Source organism: Ferrimonas sp. YIN67 (assembly GCF_057219095.1).
In genome coordinates, this window is record NZ_JBXVVJ010000012.1 from 25,472 (window position 1) to 50,464 (window position 24,993).

Below are 24,993 nucleotides of genomic sequence, written 5' to 3' on the forward strand. Positions count from 1 at the left end.
TGGTCTGAATTCCTTCCTACCAGTCCATTCCCGCACTTTGAATTTCCTTAGAAGTAACCGGGATAGACCATGCATATCGAATCTGACATCAAATTAGGCTTTAAAGACGTTCTGTTTCGCCCGAAACGCTCCACGCTGAAAAGCCGTTCTGAAGTCGATATCCGTCGTACCTTTAATTTTAAACACGCCGAAGGCGAATGGACCGGCGTTCCAGTGATTGCCGCCAACATGGACACCGTAGGTACCTTCGATATTGCCGCCGCCCTGGCCGAACACGAAATGCTGACCGCTATCCACAAGCACTACAGCGTAGAACAGTGGGGCGATTTCCTGGGTAGCCAGGATGCCAAGATCTATCAACACATCATGGTTTCCACCGGCACCTCGGAGCATGAGTTCAACAAGCTTTGCACCCTGCTCAATGATTTCCCACAACTGCGCTTCATCTGCATCGATGTGGCCAACGGTTACCAACAAGCCTTTGTCGATTACGTTGCCAAGGTTCGCGCCACCTTCCCAACCAAGGTGATCGTTGCGGGTAACGTCGTGACCGGCGAAATGGCGGAAGAGCTGATCCTCTGTGGTGCTGACATCGTTAAGGTCGGTATCGGTCCAGGCTCTGTGTGTACCACTCGCGTAAAAACCGGTGTGGGCTACCCACAGCTGTCTGCCATCATCGAATGTGCCGATGCGGCGCACGGCCTGGGCGGCCAGATCATCGGTGACGGTGGCTGCAGCTGTGCCGGTGACGTAGCCAAAGCCTTCGGTGGCGGTGCCGACTTCGTCATGCTGGGTGGCATGCTGGCCGGCCACGATGAGTCCGGCGGCGAGCGTGTTGAGAAAGACGGCGAAACCTTCGTTGCCTTCTATGGCATGAGCTCCGATACGGCGATGAACAAACACAATGGTGGTGTCGCCAAGTACCGCGCCTCCGAAGGTAAGACCGTCATGCTGCCGTACCGCGGCCCGGTAGAGAACACAGTTCAGGACATCCTGGGTGGTGTGCGCTCTACTTGTACCTACGTGGGTGCTCACAAGCTCAAAGAGCTGACCAAGCGTACCACCTTTATCCGCGTACAAGAGCAGGAAAACCGCGTTTACAGCTGATCGGTTTCCAATAGAAAAGGCCCCGCTTTCGAGAGGAAGCGGGGCCTTTTTGTTTCACGTGGAACATACTGAGCTAACAGCTAACAGCTAACAGCTAACAGCTAACAGCTAACAGCTAACAGCTAACAGCTAACAGCTAACAGCTAGATGTTCCACATGAAACATGCGCCCGAGCAAGGAGATCAAAAAAGGGCAGCCCTAAGGCTGCCCTTTCTCTGCTTTAACCACTGAGCTTTTAGACGTCCAGGTTGGCTACAGCCAACGCATTGCGCTCGATAAACTCGCGGCGCGGCTCTACCTGATCGCCCATCAGGGTATTGAACAGCTGGTCGGCACCGATGGCATCCTCGATGGTGACCTGCAGCATGCGGCGAGTATCAGGATCCATGGTGGTCTCCCACAGCTGATCCGGATTCATCTCACCCAGTCCCTTATAGCGCTGGATGTAGAGGCCGCGCTTGGATTCCTTGATCAGCCACTCCAGACCCTGCTCGAAGTTGGCAATGGGCAGGCGCCGCTCGCCACGACGAATATAGGCACCCTCCTCCAGCAGATCGGCCAAGGCATCATACAAGGCCACAACCTTGCGATAGTCGCTGGAGTGGAAGAAATCATAGGTCAACACGTAATCCGACTCGACTCCGTGCTGGCGCAAGATCAGCTTGGGTTGCCACATGCCACGCTCGACCTCCTCTTCGAGATCGAAGCGATAGCTGGCACCTTCCAGATCCAGTTCATTCAGGCTGGTTACCAAGCCCTCAGTCCACTGGGTCATGGACGCCTTGTCTTTAAGTTCAGCTTCGGAGATCGCTGTGGTGTAGATCAACTGCTTCAAGAGGGTCACAGGGAAACGACGGGATTGGCGCTCAACCACGGCTTCGACTTCGCGGAACTGATAGACGAGGCGTTCAAGTTGCTCGCCACCGATCCCCGGCGCTTCGGCGTTGACATGCAACGCCGCGTTATCCAGCGCCAAGGTAGTCAGGTATTCCGTCAGGGCCGCTTCGTCCTTGATGTAACGCTCCTGCTTGCCCTTCTTCACCTTGTAGAGTGGCGGCTGAGCGATGTAGACATAGCCACGTTCGATCAGCTCAGCCATCTGGCGATAGAAGAAGGTCAGCAGCAAAGTACGAATGTGTGAACCGTCGACATCCGCATCCGTCATGATGATGATGTTGTGGTAACGGGTCTTTTCAGGGTCGTACTCATCGCGGCCAATACCACAGCCCAAGGCCGTGATCAGGGTCGCCACTTCCTGTGAGGAGAGCATCTTATCGAAGCGCGCCTTCTCCACGTTCAGGATCTTACCTTTGAGTGGCAAGATGGCCTGATTCTTACGGTTACGCCCCTGCTTGGCACTTCCGCCAGCAGAGTCACCCTCCACAATGTAGAGTTCAGACTTGCCTGGATCTTTTTCCTGGCAATCTGCCAGTTTGCCCGGCAGACCGGCCAGATCCAGCGCACCCTTACGTCGGGTCATTTCACGGGCCTTACGAGCCGCTTCACGGGCACGCGCCGCATCAATGATCTTACCGACAACCACCTTGGCTTCGCCTGGATTCTCCAGCAGGTATTCCGCCAGTTTTTCACCCATGGCTTGCTCTACCGCGGTTTTCACCTCGGAAGAGACCAATTTATCTTTAGTCTGAGAGGAGAACTTGGGATCTGGCACCTTCACCGAGATCACCGCAGTCAGACCTTCACGCGCATCATCCCCGGAGGCTGAGGTCTTGGCCTTCTTGCTGTACCCCTCTTTATCCATATAGGTATTCAGGGTTCGTGTCAGAGACGCTCGGAAACCGGCAAGGTGCGTCCCGCCATCCCGCTGCGGAATGTTGTTGGTAAAACAGTAGATGTTTTCCTGAAAGCCATCGTTCCACTGCATGGCAATCTCAACCGCCGTGCCATCTTCACGCTCGGTATTGAAGTAGAAGATATTCTGGTTGATTGGCGTCTTATTGGTATTCAGGTAGTCGACGAATGACTGGATCCCGCCCTCATAACAGAAATGCTCCTCCTTACCATCGCGCTCATCCACCAGGCGAATGGACACACCTGAGTTCAGGAAGGACAACTCACGAACACGCTTGGCCAGAATATCGTAATGGAAGGTCACATCGGAAAAGATGGTCGGGCTCGGCCAAAAGCGAACCATGGTACCTGTCTTATCGGTATCACCCACCACGGCCAATGGGGCTTGTGGCTCACCCAGGTGATAGGTCTGTTCGTGTACATGCCCTTGGCGGCGAATGGTCAGTTCCAGTTTGTCCGATAGGGCATTCACCACCGAAACCCCAACACCGTGCAGACCACCGGATACCTTATAGGAGTTATCGTCGAACTTACCGCCTGCGTGCAGTACAGTCATGATCACTTCCGCAGCCGATACCCCTTCTTCTTCGTGGATATCGACGGGTACACCACGGCCATCGTCTTTCACCGACAAAGAGCCATCGGCATGGATGGTGATCACGATGTCGTTACAGTGACCGGCCAAGGCTTCATCGATGGAGTTATCCACCACCTCGAACACCATATGGTGCAGGCCGGTACCATCATCGGTATCACCGATGTACATCCCGGGACGCTTACGTACCGCGTCCAGGCCTTTAAGGACCTTAATACTCGAGGAATCGTAGCTATTTTCTGCCATTCGCCTGTCTCTGTTTAATCTTTCTGTTCCGTGATCCGGCCATGTTCCACGTGAAACATTTTGTCCCACTGGACCATAGCCAGCTGTTCCGGCTCGATTGCCGTTACAAATACCTGACTACCGGTTTCTTGCAATTGCTGCAGCAGCAAGGTGCGTCGCCCCTGATCCAGCTCCGACGCTAAGTCATCCACCAGATAGAGGCACCTGCGGTGCTGTTGCTGACTCAACACCTTGCCCTGCGCGATCTTTAGTGCGCACACCAAGAGCTTTAGCTGCCCGCGGGATAAGCTATCCTGTGCAGGTAACTTACCCACCCGAAGGCGTAGATCTGCCTTATGGGGACCAGATACCGTATAACCTAACTGAATATCCCGCTCCAGGTTGTTGCGTAAAAGCGTATCCAGGGCCGTTTTGACGTCCCAGCCCTGACTGAAGCTAACCCGGATCGGCACATCGGGTAAAAACTGACTTATTATACCCTTCAACGCGTCATTTAACGAATTTACCCAAGCACTTCGCAGCTGAGTCAGAGACTCACCATAGAATGCTATTTGCCGATCCCACACGCCAATTTGACTTACTGCATTGGGTTGACGCAGCAGCTGATTCCTTTGTTTAAGCAAACGCCGGTAACGACTCCAGACTCCTATAAACTGGGGATCGGTATGGAAAGCTCCCCAATCTATAAACTCCCGCCGGGCCTTCGGCCCATCCAGCAGCAGGGCGAAGCTTTCCGGGCTGATCAACTGCAGGGGCAGCAAGGCGGCCAAATCGGCGATACGCTTAGGCCGTTCACCGTTGATCCTGAAATCGTTATCTCCATCTCGATGGCGCTGGATCCCAAGACGGTCTCCTTCGACAAGGCGACTGAAGAGGGTAAATTGAGGATGGTCGTGCTGGATAACCCGTGGGGACAGGTGAGTGCGAAAAGAACGCCCAAGGCTGAGATACCAGATCGCTTCGAGTACGCTGGTTTTACCGCTACCGTTCGCCCCATAGATAAGATTGAGACCGCCAGCCGGATCCAGGCTTGCGGTCTCAATATTACGAAAATGATGGATCTGGAGTCGCGACAAAGCCATTAGAGACGCATCGGCATCACCACGTAGAGCGATTCCTCGACCTCGCCACCTTCGAACAGCGCACTGCTGTTCGCCCCCCCAAGGGTGATCTTCACGGAATTTTGCTTAAGAGCATTGAGTACATCGAGTACATAGGACACGTTAAAGCCTATCTCCAGATCATCATAGGTGTAATCGATATCGAGTACCTCTTCCGCTTCTTCCTGCTCAGGATTATTGGCGGTAATAGTTAGCCTGTTGTTTTCCAACAACAACCTAACACCTCTAAACTTCTCATTAGAGAGAATGGAAGCACGAGCGAAGGCCTGTTTCAGCAGATCCCGGTCTGCCTGTACCACCTTATCACCGTCTTTGGGCAGTACCCTTCGGTAATCAGGGAAACGACCATCTACCAACTTAGAGGTAAAGATCGCATCTCGGGTAACGGCCCGAATACTGGAATCACCGATACACAAGGTGATTTCCGCCGCCTCGTCCTCGAACAGACGTGCCAACTCAACCACCCCTTTCCTCGGCACGATAACCTGTTTTTCCGGCAGGTTAGCCTCGACAGTACGAAAACTGACCGCCAAGCGATGACCATCGGTGGACACAGTGCGCAGCACATTCCCTTCGGTTTCAAATAGCATACCATTGAGGTAGTACCGAACATCCTGGTGCGCCATGGAAAACTGAGTCGATTCAATCAGCGATTTAAGCACACCCTGGGGGAGAGTGAACTGCAGTTCGCCCTGCCAGTCTCCCAGATCTGGAAACTCTTCAGCTGGCAGGGTCGCTAGGGAAAAGCGACTGCGACCACAGCGGATCAACAGACGATTATCCTGTTGTTCAATGCGGATCTCGGCCTCATCGGGTAAGCTCTTGCAGATATCTAAGAACTTGCGGGCCGGTACTGTCGTGCGCCCAGGACGCACCTCTCCTTCCAGCGCTACCTGCCCCACCAACTCAACTTCCAGATCTGTGCCGGTGATCTTAAGCATATCGCCAGAGACATCGAGCAACACATTGGCCAGGATCGGCAGGTTATGGCGGCGCTCTACCGCGCCGGATACCAGTTGAAGGGGCTTAAACAGCGCATCCCGGGTAATGGAAAATTGCATCGGGCTCACCTATCAGGAGGACAAGGTTCGGATCAGGTTGGCGTAATCTTCTTTAATGTCGTGGCTCTCTTCACGGAGCTGCTCGATCTTGCGGCAGGCGTGCAAAACGGTCGTATGATCCCGACCACCAAAGGCATCGCCGATCTCCGGCAAGCTGTGGTTGGTCAACTCCTTGGCCAGAGCCATGGCCACCTGCCGAGGACGAGCCACCGAGCGAGAGCGTCGCTTGGACAGCAGATCGGCCACCTTTATCTTGTAATATTCAGCTACCGTTTTCTGAATATTGTCGACGGTTACCAACTTTTCCTGCAACGCCAACAGATCCCGCAGCGCCTCACGAACAAAATCAATGGTGATGGGCCGGCCGGTAAAGTTAGCGTTAGCGATCACCCGGTTCAATGCCCCTTCCAGTTCTCGCACATTGGAACGCAGTCGCTTCGCGATAAAGAACGCCACCTCATCGGGCAGATGAATATTACTCTCTTCAGCCTTACGCATCAGGATGGCAACCCGGGTCTCCAACTCTGGTGGCTCAATAGCCACCGTCAGCCCCCAGCCGAAGCGGGACTTGAGACGATCCTCTACTCCATCGATCTCCTTCGGATAACGATCCGAGGTAAGAATGATCTGATGGTTGCCTTCCAGCAGGGCGTTAAAGGTATGGAAGAACTCTTCCTGAGAACGGTCTTTGTTGGCAAAGAACTGGATATCATCGATCAACAAGGCATCGACGCTGCGATAGTAGCGCTTGAACTCCGCGATAGCGTTGTTTTGCAGCGCCTTAACCATATCCTGAACAAACCGCTCGGAGTGCATATACACCACCTTGGCATTGGGCTTGTTCTTCATAATGCCATTGCCCACCGCATGCAGTAGGTGAGTTTTACCCAGGCCGGTTCCCCCATAGAGAAACAACGGGTTATAGGCACCACCAGGGTTGTCGGCGACCTGGGTCGCAGCAGCCCGTGCCAACTGGTTAGACTTACCTTCCACGAAGTTGTCGAACTGATAGGTCAGGTTAATATTGCTTCGTGGGCCGCTGGCTGGCGCGGGTGCAACCGGAGCCGGCTCGGGGCGGCGGATCGGCTGACTTGGCGCAGCAACCGCCGGACGAGTCGTTTCTCCCATCGCCACTTTGGGGCGCGCCTCAGGCTTAGACCCAATATCAAACTGCAGCGTGGGGGATTGACCGCCAAGCTCCTGGTGTAAAAATGCCGTGATCTTATCCAGATACTTATCTCGTACCCAGTCAAGGACAAAGCGATTTGGGGCATACAAAACCAGCGTATCGCCGATCATCTCGGACTGAAGTGGCCGGATCCACATGCTGAACTGCTGCGCTGGCAGCTCCTCTTGTAGCGAGGCCACACAGCGTTGCCAAATCGGTACACTCACCGCGATCTTCCCCAAAAAATTTCAACACCAAAGAAGGACGATTTTACTCCTCTTGCCCAGCGATCACCATAGCTTTGAGAAGGTTATCAACAGATCCGATCCAAGATCCCGGGATCCGATCAGAACGAAGGATCGTTCAGATCGCGCTTTTCAAACCCAGACTGTATAAGGGCTGGCAAGGGATCGAAGCGATCGTTATAATCCCCGGCGTCGGATCCGATCGCGATCCGCCTGTCTATATCTAGTGGTGGATACACAGTTTTATCCACAAGAACTGGTGCCAGACATACGAGAAAAGAAAACACTGCAATTTCGATTGACGGTGGTGGTCGTTTTTTATTAGAATTCGGCCTCTTTTTGAACCGCCTGATCGTCAAGCCAAGCTTGAAGTGGGCGTCTAAAGTTAATCTGTACAGTTAACTGAATACGGTAAAAAGCTATGAAACGTACTTTTCAACCGAGCGTACTGAAGCGTAAGCGTAACCACGGTTTCCGTGCCCGCATGGCCACTAAAAACGGTCGTCAGGTACTGGCTCGTCGTCGCGCCAAAGGCCGCGCTCGCCTGTCTGCATAATTCATTATGCAAAGCGCCACACTGGTGCGATACACCTTCGGCCGGGAGTTACGTCTGTTAACTCCCGGCGATTTCAAACCTGTCTTCGCTAACCCTGTTCGGGCAGCCTCTCCCCAGCTTACCCTTCTGGCCATACCTAATGGTCTGGAACATCCCCGCATCGGCCTCACCGTCGCAAAAAAACACGTCAAAAAAGCCTGTCAACGTAACCGCATCAAGCGCGTTGTGCGTGATAGCTTCCGTCTGCAGCAGCATGATCTGCCCGCAGTGGATATCGTGGTGATCGCCAAAAAGGGGGTCGACGAGCTGGACAACGCCGCCCTGCACAAATTGATTGAAAAGTTATGGCGCAAGCTCATTCGCCGCTGCAACGAGTCCTGATAGGATTGGTTCGCGGCTACCAAAGGTGGATCAGCCCCATGCTAGGGCCCCGCTGCCGGTTTACGCCAAGCTGTTCTCAATACACCGTGGAAGCAATTTCCGCCCACGGAGCGATATTCGGGTGTTGGTTAGCCATCGCACGCATACTAAAATGTCACCCTTTGCATCCGGGTGGCCACGATCCGGTCCCCAAAGCCAAAAAAGGCAGAGACTGATAATTTATGGAATCACAACGCAATTTAATCCTGATCGGATTGCTGTTTGTCAGCTTTATGGTGTGGCAGCAGTGGAATCTCGATCAGAATCCGCCGGCCGAACCTGCGCCGGTCGCAGCGCAAAGCAGCACCCCGGTAGACGTACCTCAGGCAACGCAATCCGCCGAAGTACCGACAGCGACACAAGCCGTCTCTGCCAGCCTGGTTAAGGTAAAAACAGATACCCTGGATCTGGTGATCGACACCGCCGGTGGTGACATCGTGTTTGCAGCCTTGCCTCAGTACAAACTGGAGCAAGGGGGTGAAGAGGCCCTGACCATCCTGGAAAACGCCAACGGCTTTACCTATATCGCTCAAAGCGGTCTGATTGGCCTGCAAGGGCCGGATGGTCAGCAGCAGCGTCCGACCTATGCGGTCGACGGGGCCGAGTTTGTCCTCGCCGAGGGTCAGGACAGCCTGGTGGTGCCCATGGTATACACCGATGAAAACGGCATCCAGTTTGAAAAGCGCTTCACCTTTACCCGCGGCCAGTACGACGTTCGTGTCGATTACGTGATCCGCAACGCCGGTGAGCAAAACGCCCAGGTGCAGATGTACACCCAGCTGAAGCAAAGCACAGGTAAGAAAGAGGGCAGCATGTTTATGCCCACTTACCGTGGTGCAGCCTACAGCACGGCAGACACCCGCTATGAAAAGTACAGCTTCGACAAGATCGCCAAGGGCAACCTGACTCAGCTGACCGAAGGTGGCTGGATCGCCATGCTGCAGCACTACTTCGTGTCGGCCTGGGTACCAGAAGCCAATGAGCGCAATGAGCTCACCACGGTGCAGGTGGGCAACGATGCCATCATTCGCGTCAAGCAGCCCTCCCACATCATTGCCCCGGGCAGTGAGCTGACCACAGGTGCCAGCCTCTATGTTGGCCCTAAAGATCAGGACGCCTTGTCCGCGCTGTCGCCAACGTTGAACCTGACCGTCGATTACGGCTGGCTTTGGTTTGTGGCCCAGCCCCTTAACAGCGTTCTGATGTTCCTCCAGTCGCTGGTGGTCAACTGGGGTATCGCCATTATCCTGATGACCCTGCTGATCCGTGGTGCCATGTACCCGCTGACCAAGGCGCAGTACACCTCCATGGCCAAGATGCGCAAATTGCAGCCAAAGCTGGCTGAAATGAAAGAGCGTTTCGGTGACGATCGTCAGCGCATGAGCCAGGCGATGATGGAGCTGTACAAGAAAGAGAAAGTGAACCCCATGGGTGGCTGTCTGCCACTGCTGGTTCAATTCCCATTCTTTATTGCTTTCTACTGGGTGCTGCTGGAATCCGTCGATCTGCGCCACGCGCCGTTCTTTGGCTGGATCACCGACTTGTCCCAGAAAGACCCGTACTACATCCTGCCTGTGCTGATGGGGATCTCCATGTTCGCCATGCAGAAAATGCAGCCGACCATGGCTACCATGGATCCGATGCAGCAGAAGATCATGCAGTACATGCCGGTGATGTTCACCTTCTTCTTCCTGTGGTTCCCATCCGGCCTGGTTCTGTACTGGCTGGTGGGTAACCTGGTGTCTATCACCCAGCAGGTGATCATCTATCGCCAACTGGACAAGCAAGGCCTGAAATAACGGTCTCTGTAGGAAAAAAGGCGGCCAATTGGCCGCCTTTTTTGTCTCTCCCTTTCTCAGTCCAAGGCTGAAACGGTTACACTTGGCAAAAAATTTCCCCACTGGATAACTATGACCGATCACAACGACACTATCGTCGCCCAGGCTACCGCCCCCGGTCGGGGTGGCGTCGGCATCGTCCGCGTCTCCGGCAAGCTGGCTGACCGGGTCGCGACCACCCTGCTGGGCAGGGTACCCAAAACCCGCTATGCCGAGTACCTGGCGTTTAAGGATGCCCAGGGCGAAGTGCTGGATCAGGGGATCGCCCTGATGTTCAAGGCCCCCAACTCATTTACCGGGGAAGATGTGCTGGAACTGCAAGGCCATGGCGGACCGGTCGTGATCGACATGCTGATCCGCGCGATCCTGCAGATCCCCGGTGTCCGCACTGCCCGTCCCGGCGAATTTTCAGAGCGGGCCTTCTTGAACGACAAGATGGATCTGACCCAGGCGGAAGCCATTGCCGATCTGATCGAAGCCAGCTCAGAGCAGGCTGTACGCAGTGCCATGCACTCCCTGCAAGGGGATTTCTCCGCCCGGATCCATGAGCTGGTTGAGCAACTGACCCGGTTGAGGATCTACGTCGAAGCCGCCATCGACTTCCCGGAAGAGGAGGTGGACTTCCTTGCCGACGGTCGTATCGCCGCCGATCTGGCGGCAGTCAAAGCCCAGCTGGAAGAGGTCCAGTCCAGTGCCCGCCAAGGTGCCCTGATGCGTGAGGGCATGAAGGTGGTGATCGCAGGCCGACCCAATGCCGGTAAATCCAGCCTGCTTAACGCCCTCGCTGGCCGCGAGTCCGCCATTGTCACCGATATCGCTGGCACCACCCGAGACGTGTTACGGGAGCATATCCACATCGATGGCATGCCACTGCATATCATAGATACCGCCGGCCTGCGTGAAGCGTCCGACGAAGTGGAGCGGATCGGCATCGAACGGGCCTGGAGCGAGATAGAGCAGGCCGATCGTGTCCTACTGATGGTGGATGGCACCGACACCGAGGCCACCGATCCCGAGGCCATCTGGCCTGAGTTTATCCACCGTCTGCCAAAAGAGATGGGGATCTCCATCATCCGCAATAAAGCGGATCTGACCGGTGAACCCCTGGGTGAGAGCACGGCCGATGAATGGCCCCTGTTCCGCCTGTCCGCCAAGAGCGGTGAAGGTATCGGCCCGCTAAAAGCTCACCTCAAGGCCTGCATGGGTTACCAAGGTACGGCGGAGGGCGGCTTTATGGCCCGTCAGCGCCACCTGGAAGCCCTGGAGCAAGCCGCTGGGCATCTGGACAATGGGGATGAGCAGCTGACTGTCTTCCACGCTGGAGAGCTGCTGGCTGAAGAGCTGCGTCTGGCCCAGCAGGCCCTGGCTGAGATCACCGGGGAGTTCAGCTCAGATGATCTGCTGGGCCGGATCTTCTCCTCCTTCTGTATCGGCAAGTAACCTCGAACCGGTCATCATAATTAGCTTAAGCCCTCTGTTATAGAGGGCTTTTTTGTACGCTCTATGCGGGCCGTAGGGTGGGTTAGGCGCGCTCGGCTCCTTCTCTAAAGCTGGACCCGAACCGCCGTAACCCGCCATTTCGATCTCGACGCTAACTCCAGATATCAGGTTACGAACACTCCGTCCTGTGGCGAAATTGGTCATGTTGCAGATAAGGAGCATTCCGGATGTAGGTCAGGTTAGGCATGGTTAAAGCTGGCCATTACCCAAAAAAACAATAATCGACGTAACCTGCCATTCAGATCTTGAAGAGACATCGGATGGCAGGTTACGTCCGCCCCAGAGCAGCGCGTCGGTACAGAGTCGCCCTCGTTCCCGGAGCCCCCACCATGCCCCGGATCGCGGACTAACCTGCCCTACGGTAAGATTGGCCCTCTTTTCCCTATCAAAAGGATCCCATCCATGAAGATCGCCTTGATCATTGGTACCACCATGGGCGGCGCCGAAGCCGTTGCCGATGAGCTGCTGCCGGTTCTGCAAAGTGCCGGACACGAAGTCAGCTATTGTCTCGAACTCGATCCCCAAGCCCTACTGGATGCCCCCTTTTGGCTGATCGTCACCTCCACCCATGGCGCCGGCGAACTGCCGGACAACCTGCTTCCATTCGCCAACTGGCTGTCCGAACAAACCGATCTGAGTGCTCATCGTTACGCCCTGTGCGGGATCGGTGATTCCAGCTATGACACCTTTTGTGGCGCAATTGATCGTTTGGATCCCCCCTTGCGATCCAAGGGCGCGATCCCACTTGTGGATAAGATCCTTATCGATGTACAACAGATGGATCTCCCGGAAGATCAAGCACTAAGCTGGCTTGAAAGCTGGCAGGATCGGATCGGGATCCCAGCTTAGATCCCATTTTGATCACAGGATCCCTAGGGTTATCCACGGATCAAGGATCTAACCACAGGCAATTGTGCATAAACATGGATCTCCCTGTGATTAACCTGCCTATTAATCACAGGGAGATCTTTTTTTTGATCCCCCCTGTGCATAAGATCCGGATCTATCCCCGTGTTGCGATCCCATAGATCCCATGAAGATCACAGCTTGCGATCCTTCACAAACCCAGAGCCAGCAAGGGTTTGCGAAGGTTTTCCACAAAGATCGCGGGATCTAATAGAAGAAACAATAAAAGATCTTTAAATAGATCTTTTAATATTTAAGGATCAGAACACCCAGGATTGGTCAAATAGTAATCTTTCTTACTCGACAAAGCGGTGATAGAATGCAGCGCTTTTTTTGATCCATCACGGCTTAGGGTAAAGGTAGCGACCTATGCAGGCACAAGAACACTTTGACGTCATCGTTGTAGGCGGCGGTCATGCGGGAACAGAGGCGGCATTAGCCAGTGCTCGAACCGGCAGTAACACCCTGCTGTTGACCCATAACCTGGATACGCTGGGACAGATGTCCTGTAACCCCGCGATCGGTGGGATCGGCAAAGGTCACCTGGTTAAAGAGATCGATGCACTGGGTGGTGCCATGGCCCTGGCCACCGATCATGCCGGGATCCAGTTTCGTACCCTGAACGCCTCGAAAGGCCCAGCCGTTCGTGCCACCCGTGCCCAGGCGGATCGCGCCCTGTATCGCAATGCCATTCAGCAGATCCTTTTTAGCCAAAAAAACCTGCAGATCTTTCAGCAAGGGGTCAATGATCTGATCCTGGATCAGGATCGGATCGCTGGCGTGATCACCGATGCCGGGATCCGCTTTACTGCCAATGCCGTCGTGCTGACCGTAGGGACCTTCCTCGATGGTAAGATCCATATCGGCCTGGAAAACTACGGAGGCGGACGGATCGGCGATACCAATGCCGTTGCATTGGCCCACCGCCTGCGTGAAATGCCTTTCCGCATGGATCGTCTTAAAACCGGCACCCCGGCCCGCCTCGATGCCCGTAGCCTGGATTTCTCCGTGATGCAGGAGCAGCCCGGGGATCACCCAACGCCACTGATGTCCTACATTGGTGACCGCTCGATGCAGCCGAAGCAGATCTCCTGTTACATCACCCATACCAATGAACGAACCCATGAGATCATCCGCAGCGGCCTGGATCGCAGTCCCATGTATACCGGGGTGATTGATGGGATCGGCCCGCGTTATTGCCCGTCGGTGGAAGACAAGATCATGCGCTTTGCCGATAAAACCTCGCACCAGATCTTTGTCGAGCCGGAGGGGCTTAACAGCATCGAGATCTACCCCAATGGGATCTCCACCTCCCTGCCCTACGATGTCCAGCTGGATCTGATCCACTCCATCAAGGGCTTCGAGCAGGCGCGGATCCTGCGTCCCGGCTACGCCATCGAATACGATTTCTTTGACCCGCGGGATCTGAAAACCTCGCTGGAGAGCAAATACATCGAAGGCCTGTTCTTTGCCGGTCAGATCAATGGCACAACGGGCTACGAAGAAGCCGGTGCTCAGGGGCTACTGGCTGGCCTCAATGCGGCACGCCAGGGCCGTGGTGAAGCTGCGTGGACCCCACGTCGGGATGAGGCTTACCTGGGTGTGCTAGTGGACGATCTATCGACCCTGGGAACCCAGGAGCCCTATCGCATGTTCACCTCCCGAGCGGAATACCGCCTGCTGCTGCGAGAAGACAATGCCGATCTGCGCCTGACCGAAAAGGGGCGTGAGATGGGACTGATTGACGACGATCGATGGGCCAAGTTTAGCGAAAAGCTGGAGTCCATCGAGCAGGAACGCCAACGTATGCGCAGCACTTGGGTGCAGAAAGAGAGTGCCGAGGCCGAGATCCTCAATCCTCAGCTGAAGTCTCCACTGACCCGGGAAGCCAACCTCGAAGATCTGATCCGCCGACCGGAAATGACCTATCGCCAACTGATGGCGGTGGGATCTCTGGGACCGGCGCTGAATGACAGCCGGGCTGCAGAGCAGGTTGAGATCCAGATCAAGTACGCGGGCTATATTGACCGTCAAAAAGATGAGATCGAGAAGGCCCGTCGCCACGAGAGCACGATCCTGCCGCTGGACCTGGATTACAGCCAGGTAAAAGGGCTCTCTAACGAGGTGGTCGCCAAGCTCAACGAACATAAGCCGGAAACCATTGGCAGTGCCTCTCGGATCTCCGGCGTCACACCCGCCGCCATTTCCCTGCTGCTGGTGTACTTGAAGAAACACGGGCTGCTACGAAAAAGCGCCTGATCCCATCTTGTGATGACGCAGCGGGGCTTTTCATGCCCCGCTGTTCCTTTCATAATGCAAAATTGACCCTTAGGGGAGGAAGCCGACGTGTTGGCTCAACGCCTGAATACTCTGATCAACCAAACCAACCTGACCGTGAGCCCTGAACAACAGGCCCAGCTTATCAACCTGGTTGAGTTACTGGACAAGTGGAACAAGGCCTACAACTTGACTTCGGTGCGAGATCCCAACGAAATGTTGGTGAAACACATTCTCGATAGCATCGTGGTGGGCCCGCATCTGGTTGGCCAGCGTTTTATCGATGTGGGCACCGGCCCGGGGTTACCTGGACTGCCACTGGCGATCTGTAACCCGGATAAAGAGTTTGTCCTGCTGGACAGCCTGGGCAAGCGGATCCGCTTTATCCGTACCGTGATCCACAAGTTGGGCCTGACCAATGTCACCGCCGTGGAAAGTCGGGTTGAAGCCTATCAGCCAGAGTGTGGATTTGATGGTGTTCTTAGCCGGGCGTTTGCCTCATTGCAGGACATGCTCAACTGGTGTCATCATCTGCCCAAGGTGGATGGTCGCTATTATGCTCTGAAGGGCCAGCTTGACCCATCTGAACTGGCTCAGATCCCTGATGGTTTAGGGATCGATACCGAGGTTGCTTTGCAGGTTCCGGGCTTGGATGCTCAACGGCACCTGGTGATCGTGACCGCCCAATAACGGTTCTGGAGAGATTTTCGTGGCCAAGATCATTGCCGTCGCTAACCAAAAAGGCGGCGTAGGAAAAACGACCACCAGTATTAACCTGGCAGCTTCCATGGCGGCGACGCGTCGTCGCGTCCTGCTGATCGATCTTGATCCCCAGGGCAATGCCACCATGGGCAGTGGTGTGGACAAATACCAGGTGCCTCACACTGCCTACGATCTCTTGGTGGAGGAAACGCCGACGGCCGAGGTGATCCAGACTGAAACCACTGGCAAATATCACCTGATCGCCGCGAATGGTGATGTGACGGCGGCTGAGATCAAGTTGATGGAAGTGTTTGCCCGGGAAGTGCGCCTGCGCAATGCCCTGGCTTCGGTGCGCGATCAGTACGATTACATCTTTATCGATTGCCCTCCCTCCCTCAACCTGTTGACGGTGAATGCCCTGGCGGCGGCCGATGCGGTAGTGATCCCCATGCAGTGCGAATACTATGCACTGGAGGGATTGACGGCACTGATGGACACCATTGGCAAGTTGGCGCAGTTGGTTAATCCTCAATTGGCCATCGAAGGGATCCTGCGTACCATGTATGATCCCAGAAATCGCCTCGCCAACGATGTGTCTGATCAGCTCAAGCAACATTTCGGCGAGAAGGTTTATCGCACCGTGATCCCACGCAATGTTCGCCTGGCAGAGGCGCCAAGTTTTGGTGCACCGGCTATGTACTACGACAAGAGTAGTGCGGGGGCTAAAGCCTACCTGGCACTGGCTGGCGAAATGCTGCGTCGCCAGGAGTCGGCGCAGATCACCTGTTTGGCAACCGGATCAGAGTAAGAGGAATCAGATGTCCCCGAAAAAGCGAGGACTGGGTAAAGGGCTGGATGCCCTGCTCGGTAGCAGCCAATCCCTGGCCCAGACTGAGGCCGCACAAGAGCTTTCCACCGACATGCAGACTGGGCTGAGCCAATTGCCGGTCACCAGTTTACGTCCGGGGCAGTACCAGCCTCGTCGTGACATGTCCCATGAGGCGCTGGAGGAGTTGGCAGCATCGATCAAAGCCCAGGGGGTGATCCAACCCATCGTTGTTCGTCAACTGGCCGGGGATCGCTACGAGATCATCGCCGGAGAGCGCCGTTGGCGTGCCTCGCAGATGGCTGGCCTGGATACGGTGCCCTGCCTGCTGAGACAAGTCGACGATAATGCGGCCGTAGCCATTGCTCTGATTGAGAATATCCAGCGGGAAGATCTCAACGCCATGGAAGAAGCCATTGCGCTCAAGCGTCTGGCCGAAGAGTTTGAGTTGACCCATGCTCAGATCGCCGAAGCCGTGGGTAAGTCCCGGACTTCGGTCACCAACTTGCTGCGTCTGAATAACCTCAATGAGGAAGTCAAAACACTGCTGGAGCATGGCGATATCGAGATGGGCCATGCTCGGGCCCTGTTGGCCATCAGTGGTGATGAGCAGACCCTGGTGGCTCGTCAGATCGTGGCCAAGGGGATGACGGTTCGCGAAGCGGAACGCCTCATCCAAAAATTGCAGAACCCGCCTGAGGTTAAATCGGCTCGCCTGCCCGATCCGGATATCACTGCACTGGCCCAGCGTCTCACCGAGAGTCTGGGGGCTGAGGTGGCCATCAATCACGGCAGTAAAGGCAAAGGTAAGCTGGTGATCAGCTACCAGGACCTGGATCAGTTAGATGGGATCCTGGTGAAAATTGCACCGGGTTCGAACGAGTAATAAAAAGGGGCCGAAAGGCCCCTTTTCATTATCGCTAACATCACGCTGGACCCTATTGGTAAATGCGCGGCGCACTGATGGCCGGTCCGCTTCCCTTTCTCCTTCCCTTGTATACGGCGTACTAACCCGTAGAGCGTTCCTTTATGGCCGTCGAGCCAATAACTAGCTGCTCCCTAATCGGGGTTTTGTGTGACAGGCCTGTGGAGCTGTAAGGGGAAGTGTTCGTAAGGGCTAAGTTCGAGGTCCTAAAAGCCCAACTCCCCAAATCTGGAGCACTCAAGGTTCGTCGGGTGTAATGCATATTGGAACGGTCATATAGAGCTATTAGCCGTAAAACAGGGTCACATCACCATCGTCTTTGTTCGGAGTGGGGTGAGAGCGGAACGCATATTCTGGCTGTTTGGCAAGATAGGATATTTCAATGACTGGATTATCTTTGTACTGCATGGCGACTTGGAGTTTTTTTTTCGTTTAATTACGACATATTCAGGTGGAAATACCGTGTTTTCTGATTGGGATTTGTACGTCAGTCGTTCCACCTCTCATTTTGTTTAGAAGCCTGCTGCTGGAGTTCGCAAAAAAGGACTTCATTGCGCGCTGGGTTGCACTTTATGGCCGAATGGCCGGTTGCATCGAACAACTAAGCCGGTATACTTCGCATGGATTTTGTGGGGTAGGTCACGCTGATTTGAACTGCCCTGACAAAGAAGCACGGAGCAAATCACCGGTTTTTGCCCAAATGACGGCTATGCAAAGGAGTGTGGCGGTTGCTCGACTCCTATCGATGTTAGTTGTCAGCTTGTTGCGGACTGGGGTAGGCTACGTGCACCGGTATTTAGCCTAGTGACTGAGCACGGTAATTACGTTTTCAGACCTGTCTAACTGTCGGATTTATATCGCTTTCCTTGTTGTTGCCAGTTTTGGTGACGGCGGCGAGTAAGGTCTCTGTAGATCTTGTCGGATAGGATTCGATAAAGCTGATGCTAACCATGGTGTACTCAAGGCTGTGTGATAAACGCACACGCAGTGATTCGCACATTGGGCAGCAACTTTGTTTTTACAACAAAAACAAATGAGATGAATAATGGCTGCTACTCCAAAGGAATACATCCAGCATCACCTGACGAACCTGCAGTACTGTTCCGCTGGTTGGAACTATGACTGTAAGGACGCAGGGTTCTGGGTTTGGCACGTCGATTCATTGCTGTTCTCGGTTGGCTTAGGTGTTCTCTTCTTATGGCTGTTTCGCTCCGTAGCGAAAAGTGCGACAACTGGCGTACCCGGTAAGCTGCAGTGCTTTATCGAGCTGATTGTCGAATTTGTGAATGATTCCGTTAAGGATGCATTCCACGGTCGCAACCCGATTGTCGCCCCGCTGGCTCTGACCATCTTCGTCTGGGTTTTCCTGATGAATCTGATGGATCTGATCCCGGTCGACTTCATCCCTGAGCTCATTATGCGTACCACGGGTGCGGATTACTTCAAGATCGTACCAACCACGGACTTGAACATTACCGCGGCGTTGGCATTGGGCGTGATTTTGACGGTGATCTTCACCAGCATCAAAGTCAAAGGGCTGAAAGGGTTTGCCAAGGAGATGACCCTCCATCCGTTCAACCACCCAGTAATGATCCCCTTCAACCTCGTCCTCGAAACGGTCACCCTGTTGGCGAAACCGGTCTCTCTGGCCCTTCGTCTGTTTGGTAACCTCTACGCGGGTGAGTTGATCTTTGTCCTCATCGCTATTGTTTACACCGGCGGTGTGGTCCTCGGCTCCATGGGTGTGGTGTTGCACATACTTTGGGCAATCTTCCACATTCTGGTGATCGTACTTCAGGCCTTCATTTTCATGATGCTGACGATCGTGTATCTCAGCATGGCGAGTGAAGACCATTAATACAGTTTTTAAACGTTAGTTTTAGCTTAACTATCTGGAGAAAATCATGGAAACCTATTTCGCTGTTGCTTTTCTGATTGGTATCTGTGCCATGTCCACCGCCATCGGCTTCGGTCTGCTGGGCGGTAAATTCCTGGAAGCCTGTGCCCGTCAGCCTGAAATGGCCCCGACTCTGCAAACCAAGATGTTCATCATCGCCGGTCTGCTGGATGCCGTACCGATGATCGGTGTGGGTATCGGCATGTACATGCTGTTCGCATAAGGCACCCTGACTCCGTTTTAACGGGCCTTGCGAAGCAAGGCTTGAATTGGATTAAAGAGGAGATGCCGTTGTGAGTATCAACGCGACCCTGATCGGTCAGATGATCGCTTTTATCCTCTTCGTCTGGTTCTGCATGAAGTACGTATGGCCGCCCTTGCTGGGTGCCATCGAAGACCGACAGAAGACGATAGCCGATGGCTTGGCCAGTGCAGAACGCGCCGGCAAGGACTTGGATCTGGCGCAACATAAAGCGGCAGACACCATCAAGGAAGCCAAGTCGCAAGCAGCAGAGATCGTCGAGCAGGCCAACAAACGTGGCGGTGCCATTGTCGAGGAAGCCAAGGCGGAAGCCGAAGTTGTCCGCGCCAAGATCATCGCCCAAGGCGAAGCCGAGATCGAAGCTGAACGTAACCGCGCACGAGACGAACTGCGCGCCCAAGTTGCCATCCTGGCAGTGGCGGGTGCCGAAAAGATCCTCGAGCGTACCATTGATGCCAACGCGCACAGCGACATTGTCGACAAGCTGGCTGAAGAGCTGTAAGCAAAGGGAGAGGGCTAAATGTCTGAATTGACCACTGTTGCTCGCCCTTACGCCAAAGCCGCTTTCGATTTTGCCGTCGAGAAGCAGGCGCTGGATCACTGGGCTCAGATGCTGGGTTTCCTGGCTGAGATCACGGTGAACGACACCGTGATTGAACTGTTGTCCAGTCAGACCAATGCCGAGCAGCTGGCCGAGATCTTTATCAAGATCGGTGGCGAGCAACTCGATGAGCATGGCCAGAACCTGGTGAGGGTGATGGCAGAAAATGGACGCCTGGTGACGCTGCCGGCCGTTGCCCAACACTACGCGCTGCTGCGCGATGAGTGGCAGAAGGAGCTGACTGCGGATGTTGAATCTGCCCAAGCCCTGTCTGATGAGCAACAGGCCAAGATCGCAGCGTCGTTGGAACAACGTTTGGCACGCAAAGTGAAGCTGAACTGCAGCGTAAACCCGGATCTGATTGCCGGTGTCTCCATTACCGTGGGTGACACTGTGATCGACGGGTCGGTACGTGGCAAGCTCAGCCGCCTTGCTGACAAGCTGCAATCCTAATTGGGGATGTGAGCATGCAACTGAATTCCACTGAAATCAGTGAACTGATCAAGAGCCGTATTGAACAGTTCAATGTTGTCAGCGAAGCTCGTAACGAAGGGACCATCGTTTCTGTAAGCGATGGCATCATCCGTATCCACGGCCTGGCCGATGTGATGCAGGGTGAGATGATCGAGCTCCCTGGCAACCGTTTCGCCATCGCACTGAACCTGGAGCGTGACTCCGTGGGTGCGGTAGTGATGGGCCCTTACGCCGACTTGGCGGAAGGGGTTAAAGTTAAATCTACCGGTCGTATTCTGGAAGTACCCGTAGGCCGTGGCCTGCTGGGACGCGTCGTGAATACCCTGGGTGCACCGATCGACGGTAAGGGCCCCATCGAAAACGATGGTTTCTCTCCCGTTGAAGTGATCGCCCCGGGCGTTATTGAGCGTGAAGGCGTTTCTCAGCCGGTTCAGACCGGTTACAAGTCCGTCGACTCCATGATCCCGATCGGCCGTGGTCAGCGTGAGCTGGTGATTGGTGACCGTGAGACCGGTAAGACCGCTCTGGCCATCGATGCCATCATCAACCAGCGTGACTCTGGCATTAAGTGTGTCTACGTAGCGATTGGCCAGAAGGCCTCCACCATCGCCAACGTGGTTCGCAAGCTGGAAGAGCACAACGCCCTGGAAAACACCATCGTGGTGGTGGCCTCCGCGTCTGAAGCGGCTGCGCTTCAGTACCTGGCGCCCTACTCTGGCTGCTCCATGGGGGAATACTTCCGTGACCGCGGTGAAGATGCACTGATCGTTTATGATGATCTGACCAAGCAGGCCGTGGCCTACCGTCAGATCTCCCTGCTGCTGCGTCGTCCGCCGGGCCGTGAAGCGTTCCCGGGTGACGTTTTCTACCTCCACTCCCGTCTGCTGGAGCGTGCCTCCCGTGTAAACGCGGATTACGTGGAGAAGTTCACCAAGGGTGAAGTGAAAGGCAAGACCGGTTCTCTGACCGCTCTGCCGATCATCGAAACCCAGGCGGGTGACGTATCTGCGTTCGTACCGACCAACGTGATCTCCATTACCGATGGTCAGATCTTTCTGGAAACCGACCTGTTCAACGCCGGCCTGCGTCCTGCGGTGAACCCGGGGATCTCCGTATCCCGTGTAGGTGGTGCAGCCCAGACCAAGATCATCAAGAAGCTGTCCGGTGGTATTCGTACCGCTCTGGCTCAGTACCGTGAACTGGCGGCCTTTGCCCAGTTCTCTTCCGACTTGGATGACGCCACCCGTGCCCAGCTGGAGCATGGTGAGCGTGTTACCGAGCTGATGAAGCAGAAGCAGTACGCGCCAATGAGCGTGGCCGAGCAGGCTGTCGTGATTTTCGCTGCCGAGAAGGGTTTCCTGAAGCCTATCGAAGTGGCCAAGATCGGCGATTTCGAAGCCGCTCTGCTTTCCTACATGCACAGCGAACAGGCTGAGCTGATGACGTTGATCAACGACACCGGAGACTACAACTCCGATATCGAAGGTCAGCTGCAGTCTGCTTTGGACCAGTTTGTTGCCACCCAAACCTGGTAACAGGTCAAGGAGAGTAAGAGATGGCCGGCGCTAAAGAGATCCGTACCAAGATCGCGAGTGTTCAGAACACTCAGAAGATCACTTCTGCCATGGAGATGGTGGCCGCATCCAAGATGCGTCGTGCGCAAGAGCGTATGAATGCCAGCCGTCCCTATGCTGAAAGCATGCGTAAGGTGATCGGTCACATCGCGCAGGGCTCTCTCGAATATAAGCATCCTTACATGGAAGAGCGTGAAGCCAAGGCCGTGGGATACATAGTTATCACCACGGATCGTGGCCTCTGTGGCGGCCTCAACATCAACCTGTTCAAGCAGGTGATGAAGGCCGCTAACGAGTGGCAGGCCAAAGGTGCCAAGGTGCAGTTCGCTGCCATTGGCAACAAAGGGGCCGGCTTCTTCCAGACCTTTGGCGGCGATGTTGTCGCTCAGGTCACAGGTCTCGGTGATGAGCCGAGCCTGACCGACTTGATCGGCTCCGTTAAGGTGATGCTGGATGCTTACGATGAGGGTAAGCTGGATCGTCTGTACGTGGTGTACAACCAATTTGTGAACACCATGAAGCAGGATCCGGTGATCGATCAACTGCTGCCGTTGCCTAAAAGCGACACTCAAGAAAAGCCCCACCTTTGGGACTATGTCTACGAGCCTGATGAGCCGAAGCCGCTGCTGGATCAGCTGCTCAAGCGTTATGTCGAGTCCGTGACATACCAGGGTGTGGTGGAGAATGTCGCGTCTGAGCAGGCCGCACGTATGGTTGCGATGAAAGCCGCAACCGACAATGCGGGCGACCTGATCGACGATCTGCAACTGGTATACAACAAGGCTCGCCAGGCTGCCATTACGCAGGAACTGGGTGAGATTTGTGCCGGTGCCGCAGCGGTTTAAGGTAACGGTTTAGACAAGATCAGAGGATTAATCATGAGCACAGGTACAGTTGTACAGGTGATCGGCGCGGTTGTTGATGTGGAGTTTCCACAAAACGCCGTACCGCAGATCTACGACGCTCTGAACATCGACAACGATGGCCAGAAGCTGGTGCTGGAAGTGCAGCAGCAGCTGGGTGGCGGTGTGGTTCGCACTATCGCCATGGGCGCGTCTGAAGGCCTGCGCCGTGGGTTGGTAGCCACCAACACCGGCACTGGCATTAAAGTTCCAGTAGGTTCCGCGACCCTGGGTCGTATCATGAACGTACTGGGCGACCCGATCGACGAATGTGGCGAGATCGGCGAGGATGAGCAGTGGGTGATCCACCGCGAAGCCCCGAGCTACGAAGATCAGTCCTCCGCGACTGAGCTGCTGGAAACCGGCGTTAAGGTTATCGACCTGGTTTGTCCGTTCGCCAAGGGCGGTAAGATCGGTCTGTTCGGTGGTGCCGGTGTGGGCAAAACCGTCAACATGATGGAGCTCATCAACAACATCGCGAAGGCACACTCAGGTCTGTCCGTATTCGCTGGTGTGGGTGAGCGTACTCGTGAAGGTAACGACTTCTACTACGAGATGGCCGAGTCCGGCGTAGTAAACCTGGACGACAAAGCTCAGTCCAAGGTTGCCATGGTTTATGGTCAGATGAACGAGCCGCCGGGTAACCGTCTGCGCGTGGCCTTGACCGGCTTGACCATGGCCGAGAAGTTCCGTGACGAGGGTCGTGACGTACTGTTGTTTATCGACAACATCTACCGTTACACCCTGGCCGGTACTGAGGTATCCGCACTGCTGGGCCGTATGCCTTCCGCGGTAGGTTACCAGCCGACTCTGGCGGAAGAGATGGGTGTCCTGCAGGAGCGTATTACCTCCACCAAGACCGGCTCCATCACCTCCGTACAGGCGGTATACGTCCCTGCGGATGACTTGACCGATCCGTCTCCGGCGACCACCTTTGCCCACTTGGATGCCAAGGTTGTACTGAGCCGTGACATCGCGGCCCGCGGGATCTACCCGGCGATCGATCCGCTGGACTCCAGCTCTCGTCAGCTGGACCCTCTGGTGATCGGTCAGGAGCACTATGATGTGGCTCGTGGCGTGCAGACCGTTCTGCAGCGCTACAAAGAGCTGAAAGACATCATTGCGATCCTGGGGATGGACGAACTGTCTGAAGAGGACAAGCAGACCGTATCCCGTGCCCGTAAGATTGAACGCTTCCTGTCTCAGCCGTTCTTTGTGGCAGAGGTGTTCACCGGTTCTCCGGGTAAGTACGTTTCCCTGAAGGATACCATCCGTGGCTTCTCCGGCATTCTGGCCGGTGAGTACGATCACCTGCCCGAGCAGGCGTTCTACATGGTGGGTACCATCGAGGAAGCGGTTGAAAAGGGCAAAAACCTTTAATCTTTCCGGGAGGATAAGATGGCAATGACTGTTCACTTGGATGTCGTCAGCGCCCAGGAGAAGCTGTTTTCAGGCCTGGTCGAAACCCTGCAGGTGTCCGGCTCCGAAGGTGAGCTGGGTATTCTGCCGGGCCACGTACCGCTGATGACTGCCATCAAGCCCGGTATGGTTCGCATCGTAAAGCAGCACGGCAAGGTCGAGATGATCTACCTGTCCGGCGGGATCCTTGAGGTTCAACCGGACTCCGTGACTGTGATGGCTGACGTGGCCATTCGAGCCGAAGAGATCGACGTGGAAGCCGCCCGTGAGGCCAAGCGCGCCGCACAGGAGCGCATCGCCAACGCCGGTAAAGACTTCGACTATGATGCGGCACAGATTGAGCTTGAAAGAGCCTTGGCGCAGCTGCGAGTAGTGGAAACCATTCGCAAAAGTATCCATAGGTAAGTTTGCCTGAGCGCAAAAAAGCACCGCATTCGCGGTGCTTTTTTTATGGACGCCCTTCGGGCATGGCTGTTAGCTGTTAGCTAAAAACTTCTAGCCGATAGCCGTTAGCGGCTCTATCGGTATAATGTCCGCCAGCTAAAGAATCTAGGATGAC

At 55.0% G+C, this 24,993-nt stretch carries 23 protein-coding genes; 19 read left to right on the forward strand and 4 right to left on the reverse strand.

What is annotated here, in order from left to right:
* The first annotated feature begins 69 nt into the window (after positions 1 to 69).
* Positions 70 to 1,107: a GMP reductase gene (locus AC2D8U_RS19500; protein WP_484620757.1), complete on the forward strand. Its 1,038-nt coding sequence runs from the start codon at positions 70 to 72 to the stop codon at positions 1,105 to 1,107.
* Between the two features lie 235 nt (positions 1,108 to 1,342).
* On the opposite strand, the gene gyrB is transcribed toward AC2D8U_RS19500, so the two are convergent.
* The 4 genes from gyrB to dnaA are packed head-to-tail and all read right to left on the reverse strand — an operon-like array spanning position 1,343 to position 7,337.
* Positions 1,343 to 3,760: a DNA topoisomerase (ATP-hydrolyzing) subunit B gene (gyrB, locus tag AC2D8U_RS19505; protein ID WP_484620758.1), complete on the reverse strand. Its 2,418-nt coding sequence runs from the start codon at positions 3,758 to 3,760 to the stop codon at positions 1,343 to 1,345.
* Between the two features lie 14 nt (positions 3,761 to 3,774).
* A complete protein-coding gene (recF, locus tag AC2D8U_RS19510) occupies positions 3,775 to 4,842 on the reverse strand; it encodes a DNA replication/repair protein RecF (protein WP_484620759.1) in 1,068 nt (355 codons plus the stop codon).
* Entirely contained in the window at positions 4,842 to 5,942 is a 1,101-nt protein-coding gene (dnaN, locus tag AC2D8U_RS19515) for a DNA polymerase III subunit beta (RefSeq protein ID WP_484620760.1), read from the reverse strand. Before dnaN ends, recF begins: the two co-directional genes overlap by 1 nt.
* Before the next feature lie 12 nt (positions 5,943 to 5,954).
* Complete coding sequence (gene dnaA / locus AC2D8U_RS19520) at positions 5,955 to 7,337, reverse strand: chromosomal replication initiator protein DnaA (RefSeq protein ID WP_484620761.1); 1,383 nt, start codon at positions 7,335 to 7,337, stop codon at positions 5,955 to 5,957.
* 439 nt (positions 7,338 to 7,776) lie between these two features.
* On the opposite strand from dnaA, the gene rpmH reads away from it, so the two are divergent.
* From rpmH to AC2D8U_RS19610, 18 genes are all read left to right on the forward strand, one after another.
* Positions 7,777 to 7,911, forward strand: coding sequence for a 50S ribosomal protein L34 (rpmH, locus tag AC2D8U_RS19525; RefSeq protein ID WP_013347301.1), 135 nt, complete (start codon positions 7,777 to 7,779; stop codon positions 7,909 to 7,911).
* Positions 7,912 to 7,932: 21 nt separating this feature from the next.
* A complete protein-coding gene (gene rnpA / locus AC2D8U_RS19530; RefSeq protein WP_484620809.1) occupies positions 7,933 to 8,292 on the forward strand; it encodes a ribonuclease P protein component in 360 nt (119 codons plus the stop codon).
* Complete coding sequence (yidD, locus tag AC2D8U_RS19535; RefSeq protein WP_484620762.1) at positions 8,256 to 8,507, forward strand: membrane protein insertion efficiency factor YidD; 252 nt, start codon at positions 8,256 to 8,258, stop codon at positions 8,505 to 8,507. The genes rnpA and yidD overlap by 37 nt, the downstream gene beginning before the upstream one ends.
* Before the next feature lie 6 nt (positions 8,508 to 8,513).
* Positions 8,514 to 10,130, forward strand: coding sequence for a membrane protein insertase YidC (gene yidC / locus AC2D8U_RS19540; protein WP_484620763.1), 1,617 nt, complete (start codon positions 8,514 to 8,516; stop codon positions 10,128 to 10,130).
* 111 nt (positions 10,131 to 10,241) lie between these two features.
* Positions 10,242 to 11,609 carry a tRNA uridine-5-carboxymethylaminomethyl(34) synthesis GTPase MnmE gene (gene mnmE / locus AC2D8U_RS19545; protein ID WP_484620764.1) on the forward strand — a complete coding sequence of 456 codons (1,368 nt, stop codon included), beginning with the start codon at positions 10,242 to 10,244 and terminating at the stop codon, positions 11,607 to 11,609.
* 462 nt (positions 11,610 to 12,071) lie between these two features.
* The gene (gene mioC / locus AC2D8U_RS19550; protein WP_484620765.1) at positions 12,072 to 12,518 is read left to right on the forward strand and encodes an FMN-binding protein MioC; all 447 of its coding nucleotides are present in this window, start codon (positions 12,072 to 12,074) and stop codon (positions 12,516 to 12,518) included.
* Between the two features lie 426 nt (positions 12,519 to 12,944).
* Positions 12,945 to 14,834 carry a tRNA uridine-5-carboxymethylaminomethyl(34) synthesis enzyme MnmG gene (gene mnmG, locus AC2D8U_RS19555; protein WP_484620766.1) on the forward strand — a complete coding sequence of 630 codons (1,890 nt, stop codon included), beginning with the start codon at positions 12,945 to 12,947 and terminating at the stop codon, positions 14,832 to 14,834.
* A gap of 87 nt (positions 14,835 to 14,921) precedes the next feature.
* A complete protein-coding gene (rsmG, locus tag AC2D8U_RS19560) occupies positions 14,922 to 15,542 on the forward strand; it encodes a 16S rRNA (guanine(527)-N(7))-methyltransferase RsmG (protein ID WP_484620767.1) in 621 nt (206 codons plus the stop codon).
* A gap of 19 nt (positions 15,543 to 15,561) precedes the next feature.
* A complete protein-coding gene (locus tag AC2D8U_RS19565) occupies positions 15,562 to 16,362 on the forward strand; it encodes a ParA family protein (protein WP_484620768.1) in 801 nt (266 codons plus the stop codon).
* 10 nt (positions 16,363 to 16,372) lie between these two features.
* Positions 16,373 to 17,266 (forward strand): ParB/RepB/Spo0J family partition protein, encoded by an 894-nt coding sequence (locus AC2D8U_RS19570; protein ID WP_484620769.1) that lies wholly within the window; start codon positions 16,373 to 16,375, stop codon positions 17,264 to 17,266.
* Positions 17,267 to 18,350: 1,084 nt separating this feature from the next.
* A complete protein-coding gene (gene atpB, locus AC2D8U_RS19575; protein ID WP_484620770.1) occupies positions 18,351 to 19,163 on the forward strand; it encodes a F0F1 ATP synthase subunit A in 813 nt (270 codons plus the stop codon).
* Positions 19,164 to 19,209: 46 nt separating this feature from the next.
* Complete coding sequence (gene atpE / locus AC2D8U_RS19580; RefSeq protein WP_484620771.1) at positions 19,210 to 19,425, forward strand: F0F1 ATP synthase subunit C; 216 nt, start codon at positions 19,210 to 19,212, stop codon at positions 19,423 to 19,425.
* A 70-nt stretch (positions 19,426 to 19,495) separates the two neighbouring features.
* Entirely contained in the window at positions 19,496 to 19,966 is a 471-nt protein-coding gene (gene atpF, locus AC2D8U_RS19585) for a F0F1 ATP synthase subunit B (protein WP_484620772.1), read from the forward strand.
* A gap of 18 nt (positions 19,967 to 19,984) precedes the next feature.
* Positions 19,985 to 20,518: a F0F1 ATP synthase subunit delta gene (gene atpH / locus AC2D8U_RS19590; RefSeq protein ID WP_484620773.1), complete on the forward strand. Its 534-nt coding sequence runs from the start codon at positions 19,985 to 19,987 to the stop codon at positions 20,516 to 20,518.
* 14 nt (positions 20,519 to 20,532) lie between these two features.
* Complete coding sequence (gene atpA / locus AC2D8U_RS19595) at positions 20,533 to 22,074, forward strand: F0F1 ATP synthase subunit alpha (protein ID WP_484620774.1); 1,542 nt, start codon at positions 20,533 to 20,535, stop codon at positions 22,072 to 22,074.
* 20 nt (positions 22,075 to 22,094) lie between these two features.
* Positions 22,095 to 22,958 carry a F0F1 ATP synthase subunit gamma gene (gene atpG, locus AC2D8U_RS19600; protein ID WP_484620775.1) on the forward strand — a complete coding sequence of 288 codons (864 nt, stop codon included), beginning with the start codon at positions 22,095 to 22,097 and terminating at the stop codon, positions 22,956 to 22,958.
* A gap of 33 nt (positions 22,959 to 22,991) precedes the next feature.
* The gene (atpD, locus tag AC2D8U_RS19605) at positions 22,992 to 24,395 is read left to right on the forward strand and encodes a F0F1 ATP synthase subunit beta (RefSeq protein WP_484620776.1); all 1,404 of its coding nucleotides are present in this window, start codon (positions 22,992 to 22,994) and stop codon (positions 24,393 to 24,395) included.
* A gap of 18 nt (positions 24,396 to 24,413) precedes the next feature.
* Entirely contained in the window at positions 24,414 to 24,839 is a 426-nt protein-coding gene (locus AC2D8U_RS19610) for a F0F1 ATP synthase subunit epsilon (RefSeq protein WP_484620777.1), read from the forward strand.
* Positions 24,840 to 24,993 lie beyond the last annotated feature (154 nt).